General features: G+C 52.1%; 21 protein-coding genes. 2 read left to right on the top strand and 19 right to left on the bottom strand.

Features of this window, described 5'->3' with window-relative positions:
- Positions 1 to 39: 39 nt before the first annotated feature.
- The 7 genes from T504_RS0100905 to dapF all read right to left on the bottom strand — a co-directional run bounded on the left by T504_RS0100905 (position 40) and on the right by dapF (position 5,242).
- Entirely contained in the window at positions 40 to 1,035 is a 996-nt protein-coding gene (locus T504_RS0100905; RefSeq protein WP_033169149.1) for an ABC transporter substrate-binding protein, read from the bottom strand.
- Positions 1,036 to 1,110: 75 nt separating this feature from the next.
- Positions 1,111 to 2,355: a bifunctional phosphopantothenoylcysteine decarboxylase/phosphopantothenate--cysteine ligase CoaBC gene (gene coaBC / locus T504_RS0100900; RefSeq protein ID WP_051635113.1), complete on the bottom strand. Its 1,245-nt coding sequence runs from the start codon at positions 2,353 to 2,355 to the stop codon at positions 1,111 to 1,113.
- A gap of 3 nt (positions 2,356 to 2,358) precedes the next feature.
- Positions 2,359 to 2,595: a DNA-directed RNA polymerase subunit omega gene (gene rpoZ, locus T504_RS0100895; RefSeq protein ID WP_231473835.1), complete on the bottom strand. Its 237-nt coding sequence runs from the start codon at positions 2,593 to 2,595 to the stop codon at positions 2,359 to 2,361.
- Positions 2,595 to 3,197 carry a guanylate kinase gene (gmk, locus tag T504_RS0100890; protein ID WP_033169148.1) on the bottom strand — a complete coding sequence of 201 codons (603 nt, stop codon included), beginning with the start codon at positions 3,195 to 3,197 and terminating at the stop codon, positions 2,595 to 2,597. Before gmk ends, rpoZ begins: the two co-directional genes overlap by 1 nt.
- A gap of 2 nt (positions 3,198 to 3,199) precedes the next feature.
- Entirely contained in the window at positions 3,200 to 3,490 is a 291-nt protein-coding gene (remA, locus tag T504_RS0100885) for an extracellular matrix/biofilm regulator RemA (RefSeq protein WP_033169147.1), read from the bottom strand.
- 15 nt (positions 3,491 to 3,505) lie between these two features.
- Entirely contained in the window at positions 3,506 to 4,384 is an 879-nt protein-coding gene (locus T504_RS0100880) for a YicC/YloC family endoribonuclease (protein ID WP_033169146.1), read from the bottom strand.
- A 24-nt stretch (positions 4,385 to 4,408) separates the two neighbouring features.
- A complete protein-coding gene (gene dapF, locus T504_RS0100875; protein WP_033169145.1) occupies positions 4,409 to 5,242 on the bottom strand; it encodes a diaminopimelate epimerase in 834 nt (277 codons plus the stop codon).
- A gap of 162 nt (positions 5,243 to 5,404) precedes the next feature.
- Here dapF and T504_RS0100870 point away from each other — a divergent pair, with 162 nt between their 5' ends.
- A complete protein-coding gene (locus tag T504_RS0100870; RefSeq protein WP_033169144.1) occupies positions 5,405 to 7,162 on the top strand; it encodes an Rqc2 family fibronectin-binding protein in 1,758 nt (585 codons plus the stop codon).
- A gap of 703 nt (positions 7,163 to 7,865) precedes the next feature.
- Entirely contained in the window at positions 7,866 to 9,176 is a 1,311-nt protein-coding gene (locus tag T504_RS0100865) for a flagellin N-terminal helical domain-containing protein (RefSeq protein ID WP_033169143.1), read from the top strand.
- Positions 9,177 to 9,244: 68 nt separating this feature from the next.
- Here the strand turns inward: T504_RS0100865 and pyrR are convergent, their stop codons facing one another.
- Genes pyrR through T504_RS0100805 form a run of 12 tightly spaced genes read right to left on the bottom strand, consistent with a single transcriptional unit; the run spans position 9,245 to position 19,698 of the window.
- The gene (pyrR, locus tag T504_RS0100860) at positions 9,245 to 9,799 is read right to left on the bottom strand and encodes a bifunctional pyr operon transcriptional regulator/uracil phosphoribosyltransferase PyrR (protein ID WP_033169142.1); all 555 of its coding nucleotides are present in this window, start codon (positions 9,797 to 9,799) and stop codon (positions 9,245 to 9,247) included.
- Positions 9,800 to 9,830: 31 nt separating this feature from the next.
- A complete protein-coding gene (locus T504_RS0100855; protein ID WP_033169288.1) occupies positions 9,831 to 10,784 on the bottom strand; it encodes an RluA family pseudouridine synthase in 954 nt (317 codons plus the stop codon).
- Position 10,785: 1 nt separating this feature from the next.
- Positions 10,786 to 11,229: a signal peptidase II gene (lspA, locus tag T504_RS0100850; protein ID WP_033169141.1), complete on the bottom strand. Its 444-nt coding sequence runs from the start codon at positions 11,227 to 11,229 to the stop codon at positions 10,786 to 10,788.
- A gap of 7 nt (positions 11,230 to 11,236) precedes the next feature.
- Positions 11,237 to 11,833 (bottom strand): DivIVA domain-containing protein, encoded by a 597-nt coding sequence (locus T504_RS0100845; RefSeq protein ID WP_081823324.1) that lies wholly within the window; start codon positions 11,831 to 11,833, stop codon positions 11,237 to 11,239.
- Between the two features lie 36 nt (positions 11,834 to 11,869).
- Positions 11,870 to 12,664: a YlmH family RNA-binding protein gene (locus T504_RS0100840; protein ID WP_033169139.1), complete on the bottom strand. Its 795-nt coding sequence runs from the start codon at positions 12,662 to 12,664 to the stop codon at positions 11,870 to 11,872.
- A 15-nt stretch (positions 12,665 to 12,679) separates the two neighbouring features.
- On the bottom strand, positions 12,680 to 13,174 hold the full coding sequence (locus T504_RS0100835) for a cell division protein SepF (RefSeq protein WP_033169138.1): 495 nt from the start codon (positions 13,172 to 13,174) through the stop codon (positions 12,680 to 12,682).
- 12 nt (positions 13,175 to 13,186) lie between these two features.
- The gene (locus T504_RS0100830) at positions 13,187 to 13,879 is read right to left on the bottom strand and encodes a YggS family pyridoxal phosphate-dependent enzyme (RefSeq protein ID WP_033169137.1); all 693 of its coding nucleotides are present in this window, start codon (positions 13,877 to 13,879) and stop codon (positions 13,187 to 13,189) included.
- Positions 13,880 to 13,892: 13 nt separating this feature from the next.
- Positions 13,893 to 14,714 carry a peptidoglycan editing factor PgeF gene (gene pgeF, locus T504_RS0100825; protein WP_033169136.1) on the bottom strand — a complete coding sequence of 274 codons (822 nt, stop codon included), beginning with the start codon at positions 14,712 to 14,714 and terminating at the stop codon, positions 13,893 to 13,895.
- 34 nt (positions 14,715 to 14,748) lie between these two features.
- Complete coding sequence (locus T504_RS0100820; protein WP_033169135.1) at positions 14,749 to 16,473, bottom strand: TIGR03960 family B12-binding radical SAM protein; 1,725 nt, start codon at positions 16,471 to 16,473, stop codon at positions 14,749 to 14,751.
- A 20-nt stretch (positions 16,474 to 16,493) separates the two neighbouring features.
- The gene (gene nrdR, locus T504_RS0100815; RefSeq protein ID WP_033169134.1) at positions 16,494 to 16,964 is read right to left on the bottom strand and encodes a transcriptional regulator NrdR; all 471 of its coding nucleotides are present in this window, start codon (positions 16,962 to 16,964) and stop codon (positions 16,494 to 16,496) included.
- Entirely contained in the window at positions 16,961 to 18,871 is a 1,911-nt protein-coding gene (locus tag T504_RS0100810) for a YgiQ family radical SAM protein (RefSeq protein WP_051635112.1), read from the bottom strand. The genes nrdR and T504_RS0100810 overlap by 4 nt, the downstream gene beginning before the upstream one ends.
- Positions 18,871 to 19,698: a helix-turn-helix domain-containing protein gene (locus T504_RS0100805; RefSeq protein WP_051635111.1), complete on the bottom strand. Its 828-nt coding sequence runs from the start codon at positions 19,696 to 19,698 to the stop codon at positions 18,871 to 18,873. The genes T504_RS0100810 and T504_RS0100805 overlap by 1 nt, the downstream gene beginning before the upstream one ends.
- Positions 19,699 to 19,814 lie beyond the last annotated feature (116 nt).

Raw genomic sequence — 19,814 nt, 5'->3', positions numbered from 1 at the left:
AGCAGCATCCGAAACGCCCCTCTGCGTCAATCTCGGCTGTTATTCTACGACTTCTGCACCATTGAGGACATCGGCTGGAAGCGTAATCCCCAGAGCGGCCGCATTCTTTTTGTTGATTACGACCGTAAGATCCTGCGCGGTCTGGATTGGCATCTCGGCTGGTTTCGCCTTGCCCTCCAATACATCGGCAGCCATGTGTCCCGTCTGTACGCCTAATTTGTAATAATCGATACCATACGTAGCCAGGCCGCCTGCTTTGACCATATTCGGCTCGCCGCAGAATACCGGTTTCTTGGCCGCATCCGTGATTGCTACGAGATTCGGCATTGCCGATGCGAGAATATTATCCGTCGGCACGTAGAAAGCGTCGACCTCACTGGCCAGGCTCTGAGCCGCCTGCTGAATATCGTTGACCGTGGAAATCGTAGCGATTTTTACCGTGAGTCCCTTCGACTCGGCATAATCTTTCATGGCCTTTACCTGAACTTCCGAATTTACCTCACTGGAACAATAGATGGTTCCAATCGTTTTAGCATTCGGGCAAATCTTCATGAGCAAATCAATCTGTTCCTTAATGGGGTTCATGTCACTAGTTCCCGACACATTGGTCCCCGGACGGTCATTGTTCGACACCAGTTTTGCTCCCACATAGTCCGTGATGGCCGTGCCCAGGATGGGAATATCCTTCGTGGCATTAGCAATGGTCTGTGCAGCCGGCGTGGCAATCGCACAAATCAAATCCATCTTGCCACTGACAAACCGCTGCGCGATATTCTGTAGATTGGACTGATCTGCCTGCGCATTCTGCTGATCAAAGGTCACGTTCTTTCCTTCCTCGAATCCACGCTCCTTTAACCCGTCGACAAAGCCCTTATTGGCGGCATCCAAAGCACTATGCTCTACGAGCTGGACCACGCCGATCTTATAGGTCTTATTGCCCGCCGACTGCTCCGAACCACAGCCAGCCATAGCACCAGCTGCCAGCATCGTCGCAATCCCCAGGGCCAACACTTTTGCTTTTCTTGACAATTTCATATAATCCCCACCCTCAAAAAAAATGTAACACTGTACAATAACAAATATTATTATACAGTGTTACATAAATAAAGTCTAGTTTTGTTTTTGTTGAGCAGACATCTGTTGCGTGTTATTCAAGACAGTCGCAACATGATCGAGAATAATCCCAGCCAACTCTTTTTTGCTCATGAGCGGATATGCCGTCATCTTTCCTGACCGGTCAATGAGTTTGATGCGGTTGGTATCAACGCCAAAGCCTGCATCTGCCTCCGATACGTCATTCGCTACGATAAAGTCAAGATTCTTTTTGGAAAGTTTCCTGCGCGCATATTCCTCGACCTGACAAGTCTCAGCCGCAAAGCCAACGAGCACTTGATGCTCCTTTTTCTGACCGAGCTCCAGTAAAATGTCGGGATTGCGCACAAACTTCAGCGTCAAACCCTCATCGCTCTTTTTGATTTTCTGGTCCGCCACCACAGCTGGGCGATAGTCCGCCACCGCCGCCGACTTGATGACAGCCGCTGCCGTCGGGAATTCCCGCAAAACAGCCTCACGCATTTGCCGAGCCGTCTCGATGCGAATGACACGAACTCCCACGGGATCTGCCAGCGCCGATGGTCCCGAAACCAGCACGACGTCCGCACCACGACGCGCAGCTTCTGCTGCCACGGCATACCCCATGCGTCCCGTCGATCGGTTGCCGATATAGCGCACGGGATCAAGCGGTTCAATCGTACCGCCAGCTGTGACCAGGATTTTTTGACCGGTCAAAGTTTGACTTGTCAATTTCTGACTTGTCAACGCTTCCCTTACGATGCGCACGATATCCACGGGCTCAGGCAGACGCCCCTTGCCGCTCGTACCGCAGGCCAGATGCCCAGCCGCTGGTTCGATGATGTGGAAACCACGATTCTTTAGCTCCGCGATGTTGCGCTGCGTGATGGGATTTTCATACATATTCGTATTCATGGCGGGCGCTATATAAATGGGTGCCTTAGTCGCCAGCAGCGTCGTCGATAACATATCATCGGCGATGCCAACCGCCGCCTTGGCAATGATGTTCGCCGTAGCCGGTGCAATCAGCATGAGGTCAGCAAGCTGCGCGAGCGCGATGTGCTCCACGTTAAAATGCGTGACTTTGTCCCACATGTCGACGGCCACGGGCTGGCCGCTGATTTCGCGGAAGGTAAGCTCCGTGACAAACTCAGTGGCTTCCCGGGTCATTATGACATGAACCTCGGCCCCTGCTTTACGCAGGCGGCTGACAATCTCTACGGCCTTATAAGCGGCTATTCCGCCCGTTACGCCCAAGACAATCTTCTTACCTGCGAGTTCCATAGCTTAAAGGTCCGCTTTGGAAATGCGATAGTTGATTTTGCCCTCGGCAATCTCTTCCAACGCATTGGTAACATTCTTCGTCGATTTGGATTTGAGCTCTTTGAGCTCTTCGCCATCGAGCAGCTGACGGGCGCGTTTGGATGCGCAGACTACGAGACCATAACGGCTGTCCACCTGGCTCATCAGCGTATCCGTGGACGGATTTACCATGCTCATCTCTGGATTGTTATTTGCTTTCATTACTGTTCCAACTCCTCAAATATATCGTAATTCTTGTCGACACGGCAGTGCTCGGCAACCATGATGCTCTTGATGCGCTCCACCGCGCGTTTTACCGTGTCATTTACTACCACATAGCCATATTGACGGCCAATGGCAATCTCTTCCTTGGCTGCCCCCAGACGTTTTGCCAGGGACTCTGCCGTCTCCGAACCGCGTCCGCGGATGCGGCGTTCCAGTTCGCCAATGGACGGTGGCAGCAGGAAGATAAAGAGCCCATCCGGGCACTTTTTCATGACATTGAGGGCCCCCTGGGTATCGATTTCCAGCAGAATGTCCTCCCCAGCGGCGAGACGTTCCTCAATCTTTCCTATCGGGGTACCGTAGTAATTGCCATAGACGTTGGCATACTCGAGAAAACCACCCTCCTCGATCATTTTCTCGAAGGCTGCTTTGTCCATAAAGTAATAATTCTTGCCATCAACCTCGCCCTCACGCGGCTTGCGCGTCGTAGCGGAAATAGAATAGGCAAGCTCTGGAGTCTGCGCGAGAAGTTCCCCGCAGACCGTTCCCTTCCCCGTTCCTGACGGGCCGGAAACTACAATCAATAATCCTCTGCTCATTCTTACGCTTCGTCTTCTTTCTCTTTTATTTCTGCTTTTGCCTCAGTATCATCATCCACATCGACACGATGCGCCACCGTCTCGGGCTGAACCGCCGACAGAATAACATGGTCGCTGTCCATGATGATGACCGCGCGGGTGCGGCGGCCATACGTCGCATCGATAAGGCGCTCGCCATCGCGGGCTTCCTGAATGATGCGTTTTATTGGTGCCGATTCGGGGCTTACAATAGCCACGATGCGGTTTGCTGATACGATATTGCCAAAGCCAATGTTTATGAGTTTGATATCCATGAGGCATCCTCCTCTTTATTCGATATTCTGGACCTGCTCGCGAAGTTTTTCAATCTCGCTCTTCATGTCCACAACCAGTTGCGCAGCTTCCGTGCTGTTCGCTTTCGAACCGATGGTATTGGTTTCCCGATTGATTTCTTGAATGAGAAAATCGAGTTTACGGCCGACAGGTTCTGCCGCATCCTCAACAATCCGGCGAAATTGTCCGAAATGACTTTCGAGCCGGACAATCTCCTCCGTAATATCCACCCGATCGGCATAAATCGCGGTTTCCTGTATCAGGCGGGTTTCATCGAACGTCTGAGACGCCAAGGCCTGGGCAATGGTCTGCCGCAGGTGTTCCCGATAAGCAGATACAATTCCTGGCGCAATTTCACCAAGCTTATTGCGCATTACCTCAAGCTTCTCCAGCCGCGCGCAGAAATCCTCCCGGATATTTTCGCCTTCTACCGACCGCATCTTGTCAAAAGCCCGCAGTGCTTCCTGCATGGTCTGCAACAAAACCGGCTTCATCCCCTCCAAATTCACCGAGGTATCAACCTGCAACACATCGGGGAAACCGGCAAAGATCTGCACATCATCGGGACGAGCTACGTGGAGCACATCACTCATATGGTTAAGCGCCTGCTGATAGGCCAATACCAATCCCTTATCGATACGAATCTCCGTCTGATTTTCACGCTTGTCGACATAATTGATGAATACATCCACCTTGCCACGGGCCACAACACCTTTGATAGCCTTCCGCAAGGCATCCTCCCAGGCATTTAACTGCCGTCCGATATGAAAATTGATTTCCAGGAATCGCTGATTTACAGCCTTTATTTCCACTGAGACTTTGTAGTCGTCCGTTTCGAGGGCTGCTGCACCAAATCCCGTCATGCTCTTTAGCATAAAGCCGCCTCTTTCCCTGTCATCTCAACCGTTCCACTCGCCCGTGAACACGAGCTCAGCGGGGCCCGTCATGAACACGTGATTGTTTGCGGCCCACTCGACGATGAGTTTGCCACCGTCGAGCTGAACCTCGGCCTTGCGATCGATTTTATCGTTGAGGACGCCGGCTACCACCGTAGCACACGATCCCGTACCGCAGGCCAGCGTAATCGCTGCGCCGCGTTCCCAGACGCGCATGCGCACATGGCTGCGGTCCTTGACCTCGACGAATTCCGTATTCGTCTTGCGCGGGAAGAACTCGTGATGCTCAAACTGCGTGCCAAGCTCCTCAATCGGGAAATTTTCCGCATCGTCGACAAAGACGACGCAGTGCGGATTGCCCATCGAGACGGCCGTCATCGCATAGGTTTTGCCTTCCACCGTAATCGGCTCAGCGATAACCCTCCTGCCATCGAAGCCCACGACGGGAATCTCCTCGCCCAGCAGATGCGGCTCACCCATATCTACCTGGACACCGGTCACTTTGCCGCCATCCAGGATGATTTTCGGTACGAGGATGCCCGCACCAGTCTCGACCGTAAATTCCGTCTTGCTGGTCAATTTATAGTCGTAAAGATAGCGCGCAAAGCAGCGGATGCCGTTGCCGCACATTTCGGCCTCACTGCCGTCTGTATTGAAGATGCGCATGCGAAAATCCGCTTTAGCCGACGGCAATACGACGAGAATGCCATCCGCACCGATACCATAATGACGATCACAAACCTTCTGGGAAAGCGCCGCATAATCCTCCGGCTCTTGCTCGCGGCAGTCAATGAGCACAAAGTCATTGCCGCAGCCCTGCCATTTCGTAAATTTCATCGCTTACAGCCTCCCAATTCTAGTTACTCATTATAGTATTATATTGTTTTTTGTAATCTTATGCAATACCTTTCCCCTGCATTGCGTCAATGAATTGCCCCGCTCTGGCATTAATGATATAATTTAGAAGTTATACCCTACGATTTATAAAGGAGCATTATCATGAGTCTTGACGGCTTTTCCATGCATGCTCTCGCCCGCGAGCTCAACGCGACGCTTGCCGGCGGGCGCATCGATAAAATCACCCAACCCAACAAACAATCCATCATCCTTTCCATTCGGCAGCCGGGACAGAATTACCTGCTGCATATCTCCATCAATTCGCAAAATCCTTCGGCGCATCTGCTGGAACGCAATCTGGAAAACCCGCCAGAACCACCGGTCTTCTGCATGGTGCTGCGCAAGCAACTCGAAACCGGCCGCATCGCCGCCATCCGCCAGCACGGCCTCGACCGCCTGCTGCTCATGGATGTCGATTCGCTGGCCGCTGGCGGCAAGATTGTCACCAAGACGCTGGTCCTGGAGCTCATGGGAAAATACAGCAATATCATCCTCGTGCAGGACGGCACGATTATCGACGCCCTGCGCAAGATCGGAGCCAACAGCAGCCGCGTACGCACGGTTCTGCCCGGTGATGCCTACGAGCTGCCGCCGGGGCAGGATAAGCTCGACCTCTTTACCGCTGACCTCGCGGATATTATCGCCAGCCTCAAAAAAGACGGCGAGCAGCGGCTCGATAAAGCCCTGCTCGCAACCTGCATGGGCTTTGGTCCCGTATCGGCTAAGGAGACCTGCTTTTCGGCTGGCCTTGCGCCGAGCACGCGCATCCATGCACTGGAGGAAATCGACTTTTCCGCCATACGCGAAGCCCTGACGGAAATCCGCATCGCCGCCAGCAGCGAAACCGCTTCGCCCGTTCTCGTACTAGATGAAAACAAAAAAATCCTGGCTATGAGCTCGTTTTCGCTCCACTATCTGACGGAGGGCACGAGCCTTGCGTTCCCCACCATCAGCGCCATGCTCGAAAAGGCTGACCAGCTGGCTGGCAGCTATGTGCTCCCCGATAAAGACCGGTTCAAGAAGCTCGTCAAGAACGAACTAAGCCGCGCCGAAAACAAACTCGTGAAACTCGATGAGGAAATCGCGGCTGCCGAAAATGCCGAGGAATACAAGATTCGCGGCGACAACCTCATGACCTATCAGTATCAGTTCCAGGACCATGTCGACAGCGAAATCACCGTCGCCAACATCTACAGCGAGGCCGGCGAAACCATCACGATTCCGCTGGACCAGCGCTATACGCTAATCCAGAACATGCAGGCCTGCTACAAGAAGTACGACAAATTAAAACGTGCCCAAGAACTCCTGCGCGTCCAGCGCCGTGAATGCGAAGACAACATCACGTATCTGGAAAGCATCGAAGCCTCCCTGCTCGCCTCGGAAAGCCTCGGTGAAATCGCCGAAATCCACAACGAGCTCGTGGCAGGCGGCTACCTGCGCGAAAAACTAAAGCGCAAGAACAACGACAAGCCTTCGCATCCGTTCCACTTCCAGACGCCGGACGGTGGTTTTGACCTCTTCATCGGCAAGAACAACTACCAGAACGACAAGCTGACCTGCAAGACCGCCAGCTTCAACGACACCTGGTTCCACACGCAGAACATCCCAGGCTCCCACGTCATCCTGCGCAACGGCGGCGCTCCTGTAAGCGAGGAAACCATCCTGCTCTGCGCGAGCCTTGCCGCCCACTTCAGCAAAGCCCAGGGCTCATCCAAAGTCCCCGTCGACTACACCGAAATCCGCTACGTCAAAAAGCCCTCCGGCAGCAAGCCAGGCTTTGTCATCTTCACCAACCAAAAGACACTATACATCACCCCCAACGAAGAAGAACTGCGTCCGTTCCTTCTAAAGAAAAAATAAAATAATGGCCCGCTGACACACCAAAGTCAGCGGGCCATTTTGCCATAAAATTACAGTTTGCAGGGGAGTAGTACCCAGTTCGTGTTCGAGGTAAGTCGCCGGCGGCGGGAGCCCCAGTACCAACGCTCCACTCGGTGACAACCCGCTACAAGAAATTTTTGCCTTTTAATTAAGAGTTGGAAAACAGTTAAACGCGCTTCGCTTGGACGAAACTGCTTTTCCAACGAGAACGCAGGCAAAAATTTCTTGCTTCACGCGGAACGTCAAGGCTGCGCTTATGGTACTGGGGCCCCCGCCGCCTCGGTTCGAGCCGGCACGAATTGCTGCGCCCTCGGAGGGGAGAGCCCTGCGAAACTTGCCACAGACTCAGCCGCCGCTAGGGGCAGTGCCATAAACGAAGCGTTTGATGTTTTCCGTGAAGAACGAAATTTTTATCCTCACCGTTCGTCGAAAAATTGCTACCGTTCAAGCGAAGCGCGTTTTGCAACTTTTTCGATGCTTAATTTAAGATAAAAATTTCGTTTAGGAAAACATCTCCCCGCGTAGTGTTGGCACTGCCCCTAGCGGCGGCGAAGAGCTGCTTCGAATAAGGTTCCACGAACCGATAAACTGTAATTTATGTATACTTACGTATAATAGTATTAAGAGTAGTATAATAGTATTGGATACGGATTTCTTTTTATGCACAAGGAAGGTGACAAATATGATGATCAGCAATTCGGTCATGTCGACGAATATCTTAAATATCATGGACAAGCATCAATTCAAACTGTCCAATCATATGCATCATCTAGCTACAGGCCAGCGCGTTGCCAGCGTTGCCGATGATCCTTCGGGCTGGGCCATCGGCCAGCGCATGGATGTGCGCATCCGCAGCCTGGATGCCTCCAGCCGCAACGCGCAGTTTTCGCTCAGCATGCTGAAAGTCGCCGAAGGCGGTATAAGCTCTACCATCGACATCCTGCGCAACCTCAAGGAAAAGGCCATCGAAGCCGCGAGCGACACCTGCACCGATACCGATCGCCGCACGATTCAAAAGCTCTTTGACCAGTTCGGCGATCAAATCAATGACAACGCCAGCGTCACCTACAACGGCCAATTGCTGCTCGATGGGTCGATGGCCTCGGCGGCTGAGCCGACGGCACAGGTACTCACCAACCAGAGCCTTGCCACCACGACGACTGCGAATACCAAACTTACCGATTTGCAGCGCCGCGACGGCTCTTCGCTGAACATCCAGGAAGGCGATACCGTAAACCTTTCCTATATCAAAGACGGCAAGACCTATTCGGCAAACTATCAGGCTGGCACCACTACCCTTGCCGATATGCTCACGGAATTCAACTCAATTGACCAGTCAATTTTTGACCCGTCAAAACTGCAGGTGGATTCCACCATTGGCGTGGATGCCCATAGCGAAACCATCCATACGGCAGACGGAAAGAATGCCGTCTCCTTCACGACAGCTGCCACGGGCCTTGACGGCGCGGTTGCGGGCATCACGATCAGCATCACCGATTCTAAGGGGCAGGTCAAGAAAACCGCCACGACGGCCCTCAACGACTTCAACGAAAGCATCGCACCGCGCGATGCACAGAGCGATTCGAGCTTCTATATCGCCAGCAGTGCCGATGCCAATCGCGGCATCCGCGGTTCCATCGACGACATGGGTACCTATGCCCTCGGGCTGTCCGATAAATATGGTCATGCCATCGACGTGACCACGCAAAAAGGCGCCAATGCCGCGATGAGTGCCATCGACCGCGCGCTCGAACGCGCCCTTGACCAGCAGACGACCATCGGCGCCATGAGCATGCGCCTCGAATACACCATCAGCAACCTCACCACCGAAAGCGAAAACCTCACGGCGGCCATGTCAACGATTCTCGATGCGAATATGGCCAAGGAAATGACCGAATTCACCAAAGAAAACATCCTCCTGCAGGCCGCCCAGGCCATGCTGGCCCAAAACAATCACAACGCCGGCTGGTTCTTAAGCTTGCTGCAGGGTTAACCCTTCCATTCAAAAAAGACCGATGAACTCCTTTTAAACGGGGTTCCATCGGTCTTTTCTTATATTCTTTATTTCTCTTTGAACTCGCGAATCAAAACTTTTTCCGCACCATCAATCGCATTAAGCTGAACACTGACTACTTCGTGTGAAGAGGTCGGAACGTTTTTGCCGACGAAGTCTGCGCGAATCGGCAATTCGCGGTGACCGCGGTCAATGAGTACCGCAAGCTGAATCGTCTTCGGACGTCCCATGTCGATAACGGCATCGAGCGCAGCGCGAATCGTACGTCCCGTATACAGCACGTCATCAACGAGTACCACCGTCATGCCCGTAATATCCACCGGCAACTCCGTTGGATGCACAATGGGCTGATACGAAAGCGTTGAGAGGTCATCGCGATACAGGGTAATATCGAGAACCCCCACCGGCGGCTTTTTCCCTTCGATTCTTTCGATGCTTTCCGCCAGCCGCTCAGCGATTGGCACGCCACGGGTACGAATCCCCACCAGAATGATGTTATCTACGCCTTTATTCTTCTCGACAATTTCATGGGAAATACGCGTTAACGCACGGCGGATTCCTTCGGAATCCATCAGTACGGTCTTGTCCGTCAATACTGGCATAATCTGTCACTCCCGTCAATTCCTTTTTGAATCACGGCTTCATCGCCGCGGCTTTTTTGCGGTCTTTGGCAAGTTTATCCCGCAGTCCCGTCAAAATGCGGTTCATATCCTCCGGCACTGGTGCCGTAAAGGTCATTTCCTCCCCCGTATCCGGATGCCGGAGCGTGAGGGTCAAGGAATGAAGTGCCTGTCCCGCAATGGCAAACGGCGACTGCTTCTTGGGTCCGTATTTGGGGTCATTGACCAATGGATGTCCGATGCTTGCCATGTGCACGCGAATCTGATGCGTTCTGCCCGTCTCCAAGTTGCACTCGACTAAGGTGTATTCTCCAAAGCGCTCCAATACCTTGAAATGTGTCACTGCCGGCTTGCCATTTTCACGAACAATAGCCATTTTCTTGCGGTCGGTAGGATGCCGGCCAATATCCCCCTTGATAATGCCCGCTTCTTCTTTGATATTGCCATGGACAATCGCCCAATAACTGCGATGGGCCGATTTGGTCCGTATCTGCTCAGCCAAATCAATATGCGCCTTGTCATTTTTGGCACACACCATCACTCCCGACGTGTCCTTATCGAGACGATGGACGATGCCAGGACGAATCTCGCCATTAATGCCCGAAAGGTCCTGACAATGGAAAAGCAAGGCATTGACGAGTGTTCCGCTATTGACTCCGGAAGCAGGATGTACCACCATGCCACGCGCCTTATTTACGACGATGATCGCTTCATCCTCATAGAGCACATCCAGCGGTATATCTTCTGCCTTTATCTCCACAGCTTCTGGCTCTGGTACCAAGAGGCTCACGCGGTCTCCTTCCCGCAGTTTGTAATTTGCCTTACGCAGGGTATCATTTACCAAGGCATTTCCATCCGCCACGAGCTTTTGCACATGGGAACGGGAAAGTTCCGGCTGCTTTTGGGTGAGGAATACATCGAGCCGCACCCCAGCAGCTTCTACCGTATATATTATTGGTTCTGCCATATCAATCATCCATATCTTTCATTTTATACATCAGTGCATAAATCATACTGGCAACGCCGAGTACAATTGCAATATCCGCGATATTAAAGACCGGCCAGATGCGGAAATCCAAATAGTCCACCACCAAGCCATTTTGAATACGGTCGATGAGATTGCCTACTGCACCAGCCAGCAGTGCCACGCAGCCATAATGGAACCAGGCTACCTGTCGACGGAGCCGCGGATAATAGTACAGGAACGCAGCGATGATCGCTATCCCCGCGAGGATAAAAAACCAGCGCTGATTCTCAAACATTCCGAACGCCGCTCCGGGATTCAGGATATACGTGAAATGGAAAAATCCCGGAATCACCGGGATACTCTCCCCCAATGCCATAGTCGCACTGACATAGCTTTTGACTGCCTGGTCCAGCACCAGCAGGACAACAAACAAACAAAATGCCATAGCGTTCTTACTCTTTCGTTTTATCCGCCTGCTTATCGTCTGTTTCAGCAGGCTTATTCTCTGGAACCTTCACAACTTCTTCCTGCTTTTTCGGGGCAGCCTGTTCTTCGGCTTCTGGATTAGGGAGCTGGCCCAGCGTCTCATTGATGACAGCCAACTCGGATTCCATCGTTACCTTGACCTTGCGCAGGAACTGATTTTTTTCACGGACCAGACGGTCATATTCCGCTACGATGCTGCGAACCTTAGCCGTGGCATCTTCCATCTGCTTCTTGACAGCCATCTCCGTCTCGTGGCGCATGTTTTCGCACTCTTTTACCGCATTCTTACGCATCTCTTCCGCATTCTTACGGGAGCTGGAGGTCACTTCCTCCGCTGTCTTCTGAGCAACTAACAGCGTATCCTTGAGATTCTTCTCCAACTGCTTATACTGTTCATTGTCCTTATGTGCCCGCTCAAGTTCCTCCTTGAGGCGGTCGTTTTCACGGAACAGCTTTTCATAATCATTGACTACCTGGTCGAGGAAATCATCTATCTCATCCTCATTGTAGCCGCGAAAACTGCGCTTAAAATCTTTGTTGTGAATGTCCATTGGTGTAAGCAATACGATTATCTCCCATCTGATAATTAATATACGAAATTAAAGGTAACGTTTCAAAACCACAACGGTACGGCCTTTTTTTGTAGTTCCACGAACTTCTGCCACTTCGAGACGCCCGCGCCCGCGCATGGAAAGGATATCTCCTTCTTTTACCGTTTGCGAGGCACTCTTGACTGGCTGCCAATTGAGTTTTAGCTTGTCTGCGGCAATGTCAGCCGCTGCCCGGCTGCGGGATGAGCCGAACCCCGAGGCAGCAATCGAATCAACGCGCAAGGACGCTACGGTTGCACGGATTTCCTTGCAGCGCTCTTCCTTCGGCGCAATAGAGGATAGTTCTGTCCGCTCACAGTTCACCCCGACAGCACCGATTTTTGAAAGATTAGCCAGCAGGTATTCTGCCATCTTCTGATCGCAAAGAATCTTGACGCTGTCGTTGGTCACCAAAAGGTCACCGATGCGGTCGCGTTCGATCCCTAATCCCATGAGTGCTCCGAGCACATCGCGGTGCGAGAGGCGGGCAAACTGCCCATTCCAGCGGGCCTCAATACAATCGATATCGAAACCGGCCGGCGTCCCCATGAAATCCTCATGGATAAACATTGCCCGATTCCGTTCCGCCCCCTGATAACCGCCAGCGAAGTCAACCCGCAGGCTGCCGTAGTTGGCGGCCACCGTCTCGGCAATCTCCTGCCCAAACGGATCGAGGAATTCACTCATACGGAATTTCTGATTGCGCTGGACGGCTTCCGCTAAATCGACGAGCTTAATAACCGTTTCTTCGCCTTCCGTGCCCTTGTAGAAACGGATTAATTTTTCTTTCTGTTCACTTGCCATTCTTCTATCAGCCTCTTATTTCTTGAGCCATGGCATTTCCGTGGAAACGCGGCGCTCTTCTTCGGTATAGCTGACATTGACATTGCTCGGTGCACAAAGGAACACGTTGTGTCCTACCTTCTTGATTTCACCGTTTAACGCATACGTCGTGCCGCTGATAAAGTCGATGATGCGTTTGGCATCTTCGGCATCGGTCTTCTCGAAATTGATGACAACCGGTTTCTTTTCCCGCAGGTTATTGGCGACCTGCTGAGCGTCATCAAACGTCTGCGGCTCAATGACAATGACCTTCATCTTGATATTGGTGGTATTCTCCCGAGCCGATGCTGCCGACTGGAAATCGACGACATTGCGGGAATTCTCCCCACGCTCTTTTCCCAGATCCATCTCCTCGTCAAAGGATTCGCGTTTCGGCTCAGCTTTGCGGGAGATTTCTTCCTCTTCAAAATCCAGATTATCTTCAGGGTCCATAAGCCCCATTTTTCCACATACTTTGTCAATAATACTCATATTGCCACCTCTTTAGTATTGTCGCGGTCCAAATATAGCGGTGCCCACACGAACCATATTCGCGCCTTCTTCCACCGCGATTGGATAATCATGGGTCATACCCATGGATAAATATTTAATATTCGCCGTCTGATAGGGAATTTCCTTTACTTTTTGGTAAATTCCATACATTTCTCGAAAAAGTGGACGGCAATTCTCTACCTCATCGTAGTTCGGTGCAATGCACATCAAGCCACAGAGGCGGACATTTGGGAGTTCTTCCACCAAGTCGAGCATCTCCCGCAAATCTTCTTTGTAGACTCCCGACTTGCTTTCCTCTTTGGCTAGATTGACCTGAACGAGAATATCCTGCACCTTGCCGATTTTCCCCGCCTCTTTATCAATCGCTTTCGCCAAATGGATGCTATCCACGGAATGAATCAAGTCAAAGAGTTTAACGGCCACCTTGGCTTTATTGGTTTGCAGATGACCAATAAGGTGCCAAGTGACTGGGCGGTCCAAGGTCTCATGTTTTTCCTTGGCCTCCTGGATGCGGTTTTCTCCGATATCCGTGGCGCCGGCATCAATGGCTTCACGCATAGCCGCCACATCGTGATTCTTCGTCACAGCGATCAGTGTAACGGGCGCATCCTTTGGTACACGGGTACGCCGCTGCATGCTTTCTTTGATTCTTGCTTCAACTTCATGAAACTTATCTGCTATCATGCAATTACCCCCGTCAGTATTTGTTCAGTGCAATAACCGCGGCCATGCGGCCAGTCGTGCCGCCATCCGCACGGTAGGAATAAAACCATTGGTGCTTGCAGGCCGTGCAAGTATCTGCCATATCGATATTCCCGCTTTTCACGCCGATGTCCATGAGCTGCAGGCGGTTGGCCTGCCAAAGGTTCAAATGAATCTTATCCCCTTCGGAAAGAATGATTTTCTCGGCGTGATACGGAAAAGCCTCCCGGAATTTTTCTGCCACTTCATCCCCTACCTCATAACAGCAAGGGCCGATGGCCGGCCCAATGGCCGCCAACACATCGCTAGGTTTCGTGCCAAATTCCTTTGTCATTGCCATGACTGTCTTCTGGGCAATTTTCTTCACCGTTCCCTTCCAACCACCATGTGCAATGCCAACGGCCCGATTCTCAGGGTCCAGCAGAAGCACTGGCGTACAATCGGCAAAACAAAGCAGCAGGGGAAGGCCTGGTTCATCGGTTATCAGCGCATCGGTTTCCGGAATGGAATCCTCATAAACCTTTGCACCGCGCCCCGCTTCATCGCGCCCCACGCGAACAATGCGCTGCCCATGAACCTGCTCAGGCGTGACCATAGCTTCAGCCTTCAGTCCCAGCGCATGCAGAAACCGACAGCGGTTTTCCCAGACATCGTCCGGATTATCGCCGACATGCAAAGCCATATTCAAGGAGTCATAGGGCTTCTTACTCACACCGCCTAGTCTTCCCGTCAGTCCGTGAACGCAGAGATCCTCCGGAAAGGATGAGAATTTCCCACGCCAAAGGTTATTTCGCATATGTTCAAGAACGAAACTCATCGTAATGCACCTTCTTTATGTTTATCGCTTGGCCTTAGCAGACACCACAACGATGACAGCCGTCAAAACACGGTATCGTCGGTTTCTGCGCATCGGCTTTTTTCAATTCGTTGTAAAGATATTCCCGCGTAAATCCCATATCCAACCGTTCCCACGGAAACAGCTCCGTTTCCTCACGCTCCCGGTACAAATACGTTTCCATGGACAAGCCACATTCCTTCATCGCGCGCTTGAAGGCCTTGCTGCCCCCCAACTCATGGGCCAGCAAGAGTGCCTCTGCGACCCGACGGTCCCCACGGGCAAGAACCCCCTGTACATAGGCTTCCTTGGGGGATTCCACATTGACGATAATATTTTTGCGCTTTCGCAAGCTCTGCGTCATATGTTTAAAAGCATGCTCCACATATTTGCGGTCGGCCATCCCTTTCCATTGGAACGGCGTAAACGGCTTAGGGATGAAGGGATTTACCGAAAGGGTCAACGTGCCCTTTGCTCCCTTTTCCTCCATGTAATCTTTCAGCCGATTGGCTAAGTCGATAATCGCCTCGATATCCTCTTCCTGTTCAAAGGGCAGGCCAATCATGATGTAGAGGCGGAAATTGCGAATCCCGGCAACGATTCCCATCTCCATGGACGTAAAGAGATGCTCTTCCTCAATGCCTTTGTTGATCACCGCCCGCATGCGTTTGCTTCCCGCCTCAGGAGCCATCGTGAGCGTTTTGAGACCACTTTGCGCCAGCGAATCCACCAGCTCCTGCGTGACCGAATCGGCCCGGAAGGAAGCCACCGACATTGACAACCCTTCTCCGAGGATTTCCTTGCAGAGTTCATTGATTTCCGGATAGTCGGAAATCGCTGCTCCCATGAGGCCGATGCGCTTCTTATAGGCCAGGGCCTTTTTTACCTCCTGCGTGATGACGCTGAGGGAGCGATTGCGCGGACGCCGGAAGCAATACCCTGCCATACAGAATCGGCAATGGCGGCCGCAGCCCCGTGCCGTCTCGATGAGGTAAAAATTAAACTCCGTATTGTCCGTAATGACCACCGTATGCGCAGGATGTGCATCCAAATCCTGCACCCACTGACGACTAACCTTAGCCGGAGCCCCCGCAAGGGGCTCGATGGATAGGAGCCTGCCCGCCTCATCATAGCGATGCTCGTAAAGCGCTGGCACATAAACGCCAGGAACCGCAGCAATCCTGCACAGCAACTCCTTCCGGTCAAGGCCCTGGCGCTTTGCCTCATTCCAAGCATCAATCAAGGCGGGCATAACCACTTCGCCCTCACCGATGATAAAAGCGTCAACGACCCCAGACAAGGGCTCGGGATTAAAGGTGGCACAAGGACCGCCTGCAATGACCAAAGGGTCCCTAGCGGTGCGCTCTTCTGCCTTGACCTTGACTTTGCCGAGTTCCAGCATTTGCAGGACGTTAAAATAGTCCATCTCAAACGACAGGACAAACCCAATCAGGGGAAATTCGTAAAGAGGCGTCTGATTCTCGATACTCATGAGCGGCGTTCGCGTATTCTCATACCGCTTAATTTCCTTGCGCTCGGGCAGGAACACGCGCTCACAGGCCACATCATCACGCTCGTTTAACAACTCGTAGATGATGTGAAGGCCTAAGTTGGACATCCCTACGAAATACGAATTGGGATATACCAGCGCAAAAGGAGTACGCGTCCCCATCGGATATCGATAGTAACCACGCTCCCCCGCTAACAGCTCCTTTAATTCCCGCTTGAGTTCAAAATCCAACTACGCCTATCCTCCTACTCTTATTTCTGTTCTTCTGTCTTATGTGCCTTTAGCTTGTCGAGTTCCTCCACGAAACTGGTTATATCCGCAAACTTACGGTAAACCGAGGCAAATCGGATATAAGCAACCTCATCGAAATCCTTGAGCCGCTCCATAACCAATTCGCCAATCTTCGAGGATTTTACTTCCTGTTCCATGGTGTTGCGCACGTCGCGTTCGATTTCGTTCACCAGTGCTACAATGCGCTCCATGGAAATATCCCGCTTATCACAGGAACGGATAACTCCATTTAAGATTTTATCGCGTTTAAACACTTCCCGGCGGCCATCGTTCTTGACGACCATCAGGGGAAGTTTCTCTACGACTTCATACGTCGTAAACCGCTTGCCACAGCCGTTGCACTCGCGACGGCGACGGATGGTCGTTCCATCCTCAGCCGCCCGCGAATCAATAACCCGGCTATCTGCCTGCTTGCAATATGGACATTTCATCGCCGCACCCTCTTCTCTCTCGTTTTCTGCTTATTTTTACCGGCCGGCTGCCGGTTATCGTTTCGTTTCTTCTTCCGGTGGAACGCCTGTTGACCGCCCGCTTGATTCCTGCGCTCGCTTCCTTCCGGCCGCACGAGACATTTTCGATCAAAACCGATTAAGTCTTCCCGATGTGCCAGCCGCAATGCCTTGCGCACGATTTCCTGATTTTTAGGCAGCCAATACTGCATCAAGGAACGCTGCATGAGCTTTTCTTCATAAGATTTGGCCGTATAGACCTTCTCCCCCGTCAGCGGGTCAATTCCCGTATACCACATCGCCGTGGAAAGCGTTCCCGGCGTAGGAATAAAATCCTGCACCTGCTGCGGATGATAGCCCATATCGCGGATAAATTCCGCCAACTCTATCGCATCCGAAAGTTCTGAACCGGGATGACTGGACATGAAATACGGAACCAGATACTGCTTGAGCCCAAGCCTTTCGTTCATCTTGCGGAAGCGCTCGGCAAACGCCTGATAGACCTTGCGATTGGATTTCCCCATCATGCGCGTCACGCGGTCAGAAACGTGTTCTGGTGCAATCTTTAACTGTCCGCTGATATGATACTTGCAAAGTTCCTCTAAGAAATCATCCTTTGCCAGCATCAGGTAATCAAACCGCACGCCCGAGCGTACAAAAACCTTTTTGACTCCCGGCAGCTGCCGAAGCTCACGCAAAAGTTTGAGGTAATCGCTATGATCCACCACGAGATTTCTGCAGGGAATCGGCGAAAGGCACGGCTTGCCGCGGCAAGTGCCGCGCTCTAGCTGTCCATCACAGCTCGTGCGCCGGAAATTCGCCGTAGGGCCGCCGACATCGTGGATATAGCCCTTGAATCCCTTTTGCTGCGTGAGGATTTTTGCCTCGCGCAACAGCGATTCGTGACTGCGCCGCTGGATGATGCGTCCCTCATGGGAAATAATCGCACAAAAATTGCAGCCGCCGAAACAGCCTCGCTGACTCACGAGGCTGAACTGTACTTCCTGAATAGCCGGCACACCGCCATCTTTGTCATAGATCGGATGCCAAGTCCGCTGGTAGGGCAGATCGTAAATCTCATCCATCTGCGCCTCATCCAACGGCTTTGCCGGTGGATTCTGGACTACGCACCATTCCTCGTTCTGCTGAGCCAATTTCCGCCCACGAATCGGATCCTGCTCCAGATATTCCATTTTAAACGCTTCGGCAAATTTTTGTTTGGAATGCGCCACTTCCTCAAAGGACGGCAGGGGCAGATGATCCCATACATAGTCCATATTAGGAACGCGATAACAAGTTCCCGCTACATCCTGTATGTTCTCAATCGCCACGCCCTGCTGAAGATCCGCCGCCACTTCCAAAAGGGCCCGTTCGCCCATCCCGAAGATGAGCAAATCAGCCTGGCTGTCGACGAGAATCGACCGCCGCACCGAATTGCTCCAATAATCGTAGTGAGCCAAGCGGCGCAGGCTGGCTTCGATGCCACCGATAATGATCGGCACATCATGATAAAGTTCACGCAAGCGGTTGCAATAAACAATCGTGGCCCGCTCAGGACGGAAGCCAGCCTTACCGCCTGGCGAATAAGCATCCTGATGGCGGACCTTGCGTGACGCCGTAAATTTATTCAGCAGAGAATCCATATTGCCCGCTGAGACAAGAAAACCCAGCCGAGGTTTTCCCAGGCGGTCAAAGTCCCTGGTAGAATGCCAGTCCGGCTGGGGTATGATTCCTACTTTATAGCCGTGCTTTTCCAAAAGCCGGCAAAGAATAGCCGGGCCAAAGCTTGGATGGTCTACATACGCATCACCCGATACGAATATAAAATCCAGCTGCTCCCAGCCACGCTCTTCCATATCTTTTTTGCTGATTGGCAAAAATCCGTTCATTATTTTTTGCTATCCTTCTTGCTCTGATCGGCAGCAGACGACTCACCTTCCGGCGTATAGATTTTCTCTGCCACCTGGCCCTTTGCGCCCATTTTACCGCTGTCTTTGCCATTGATTTTAAGCTCTACAGCGCCAGCATTACCGGCAACGATGACCAATTTCTCCTTGGCCTTCCAAGTTTCCGTCTTGCCCTTCTGCAGCGTTCCCTCATAGACGGTCTTGCCGTCTGCCTTTACCTGCGTCCAGCAGGCATCTGTGACTTTCGCTACGACTTCCACCCCTTCAGCCTTTTTCGGAGCGTCGGCCTTCTTTTCCGGCTGCTCTGCCGTCGGTGCCTTTGCCTGCTGCGCCGAAGTCTGCGCGGGAGCCGAAGTCTTAGCCGGCTTACTCTCTGAACCCAGCAGATAGAAAGCGCCAACGGCTACCACCAGGACCAGTGCGGCCAGCAACAGCAGATTCTGATTCTTGTGGGACTTTTCCACGCGTTCGCGGAAGTCACTGCCAGTCGAAAACGGCTGCGACGTCTCCGCCTTTCCAGCCGGCTCCTGTGCAGTCTGCGGATCCGCTGCGTTCTGCTCGCTCTCGCTAGCAACTTTTTCCGGATGATTCTCTTCCATATATCGTTTCACCATGGCATCCGCATCCATCTTCAGGAAGTTTGCATAGTTCCGGATAAAGCCCTTCGTATAAACTTCTCCTGGAAGCTGCGAATAATCACCCGTCTCAATAGACTCTATGTACAAAGCACGGATACTCGTGCCCTTTTCAATATCACGAATCGAAAGACCCTGTCTTTCTCTCTCTGAACGAAGCATATCTCCCAACATCTTGAATCATAAGCCTCCCATATGGTCTTGATTTTCTAAATGATGCTTTAAAACAAACACTACCTTTCTACATTATACATAATTCATACAGGCAATACAAATTTTTTTACCATTCG

This window comes from Selenomonas sp. ND2010, from assembly GCF_000702005.1.
Lineage (GTDB): Bacteria > Bacillota > Negativicutes > Selenomonadales > Selenomonadaceae > Selenomonas_A.
This window is presented reverse-complemented; position numbering and strand designations above follow the sequence as displayed.

Excerpts from the sequence above, each read along its gene's own strand:
- T504_RS0100905 (WP_033169149.1), bottom strand. The coding sequence starts at position 1,035 with ATGAAATTGTCAAGAAAAGCAAAAGTGTTGGCCCTGGGGATTGCGACG.
- coaBC (WP_051635113.1), bottom strand. The coding sequence starts at position 2,355 with ATGGAACTCGCAGGTAAGAAGATTGTCTTGGGCGTAACGGGCGGAATA.
- rpoZ (WP_231473835.1), bottom strand. The coding sequence starts at position 2,595 with ATGAAAGCAAATAACAATCCAGAGATGAGCATGGTAAATCCGTCCACG.
- gmk (WP_033169148.1), bottom strand. The coding sequence starts at position 3,197 with ATGAGCAGAGGATTATTGATTGTAGTTTCCGGCCCGTCAGGAACGGGG.
- remA (WP_033169147.1), bottom strand. The coding sequence starts at position 3,490 with ATGGATATCAAACTCATAAACATTGGCTTTGGCAATATCGTATCAGCA.
- T504_RS0100880 (WP_033169146.1), bottom strand. The coding sequence starts at position 4,384 with ATGCTAAAGAGCATGACGGGATTTGGTGCAGCAGCCCTCGAAACGGAC.
- dapF (WP_033169145.1), bottom strand. The coding sequence starts at position 5,242 with ATGAAATTTACGAAATGGCAGGGCTGCGGCAATGACTTTGTGCTCATT.
- T504_RS0100870 (WP_033169144.1), top strand. The coding sequence starts at position 5,405 with ATGAGTCTTGACGGCTTTTCCATGCATGCTCTCGCCCGCGAGCTCAAC.
- T504_RS0100865 (WP_033169143.1), top strand. The coding sequence starts at position 7,866 with ATGATGATCAGCAATTCGGTCATGTCGACGAATATCTTAAATATCATG.
- pyrR (WP_033169142.1), bottom strand. The coding sequence starts at position 9,799 with ATGCCAGTATTGACGGACAAGACCGTACTGATGGATTCCGAAGGAATC.
- T504_RS0100855 (WP_033169288.1), bottom strand. The coding sequence starts at position 10,784 with ATGGCAGAACCAATAATATATACGGTAGAAGCTGCTGGGGTGCGGCTC.
- lspA (WP_033169141.1), bottom strand. The coding sequence starts at position 11,229 with ATGGCATTTTGTTTGTTTGTTGTCCTGCTGGTGCTGGACCAGGCAGTC.
- T504_RS0100840 (WP_033169139.1), bottom strand. The coding sequence starts at position 12,664 with ATGGCAAGTGAACAGAAAGAAAAATTAATCCGTTTCTACAAGGGCACG.
- T504_RS0100835 (WP_033169138.1), bottom strand. The coding sequence starts at position 13,174 with ATGAGTATTATTGACAAAGTATGTGGAAAAATGGGGCTTATGGACCCT.
- T504_RS0100830 (WP_033169137.1), bottom strand. The coding sequence starts at position 13,879 with ATGATAGCAGATAAGTTTCATGAAGTTGAAGCAAGAATCAAAGAAAGC.
- pgeF (WP_033169136.1), bottom strand. The coding sequence starts at position 14,714 with ATGAGTTTCGTTCTTGAACATATGCGAAATAACCTTTGGCGTGGGAAA.
- nrdR (WP_033169134.1), bottom strand. The coding sequence starts at position 16,964 with ATGAAATGTCCATATTGCAAGCAGGCAGATAGCCGGGTTATTGATTCG.
- T504_RS0100810 (WP_051635112.1), bottom strand. The coding sequence starts at position 18,871 with ATGAACGGATTTTTGCCAATCAGCAAAAAAGATATGGAAGAGCGTGGC.
- T504_RS0100805 (WP_051635111.1), bottom strand. The coding sequence starts at position 19,698 with ATGTTGGGAGATATGCTTCGTTCAGAGAGAGAAAGACAGGGTCTTTCG.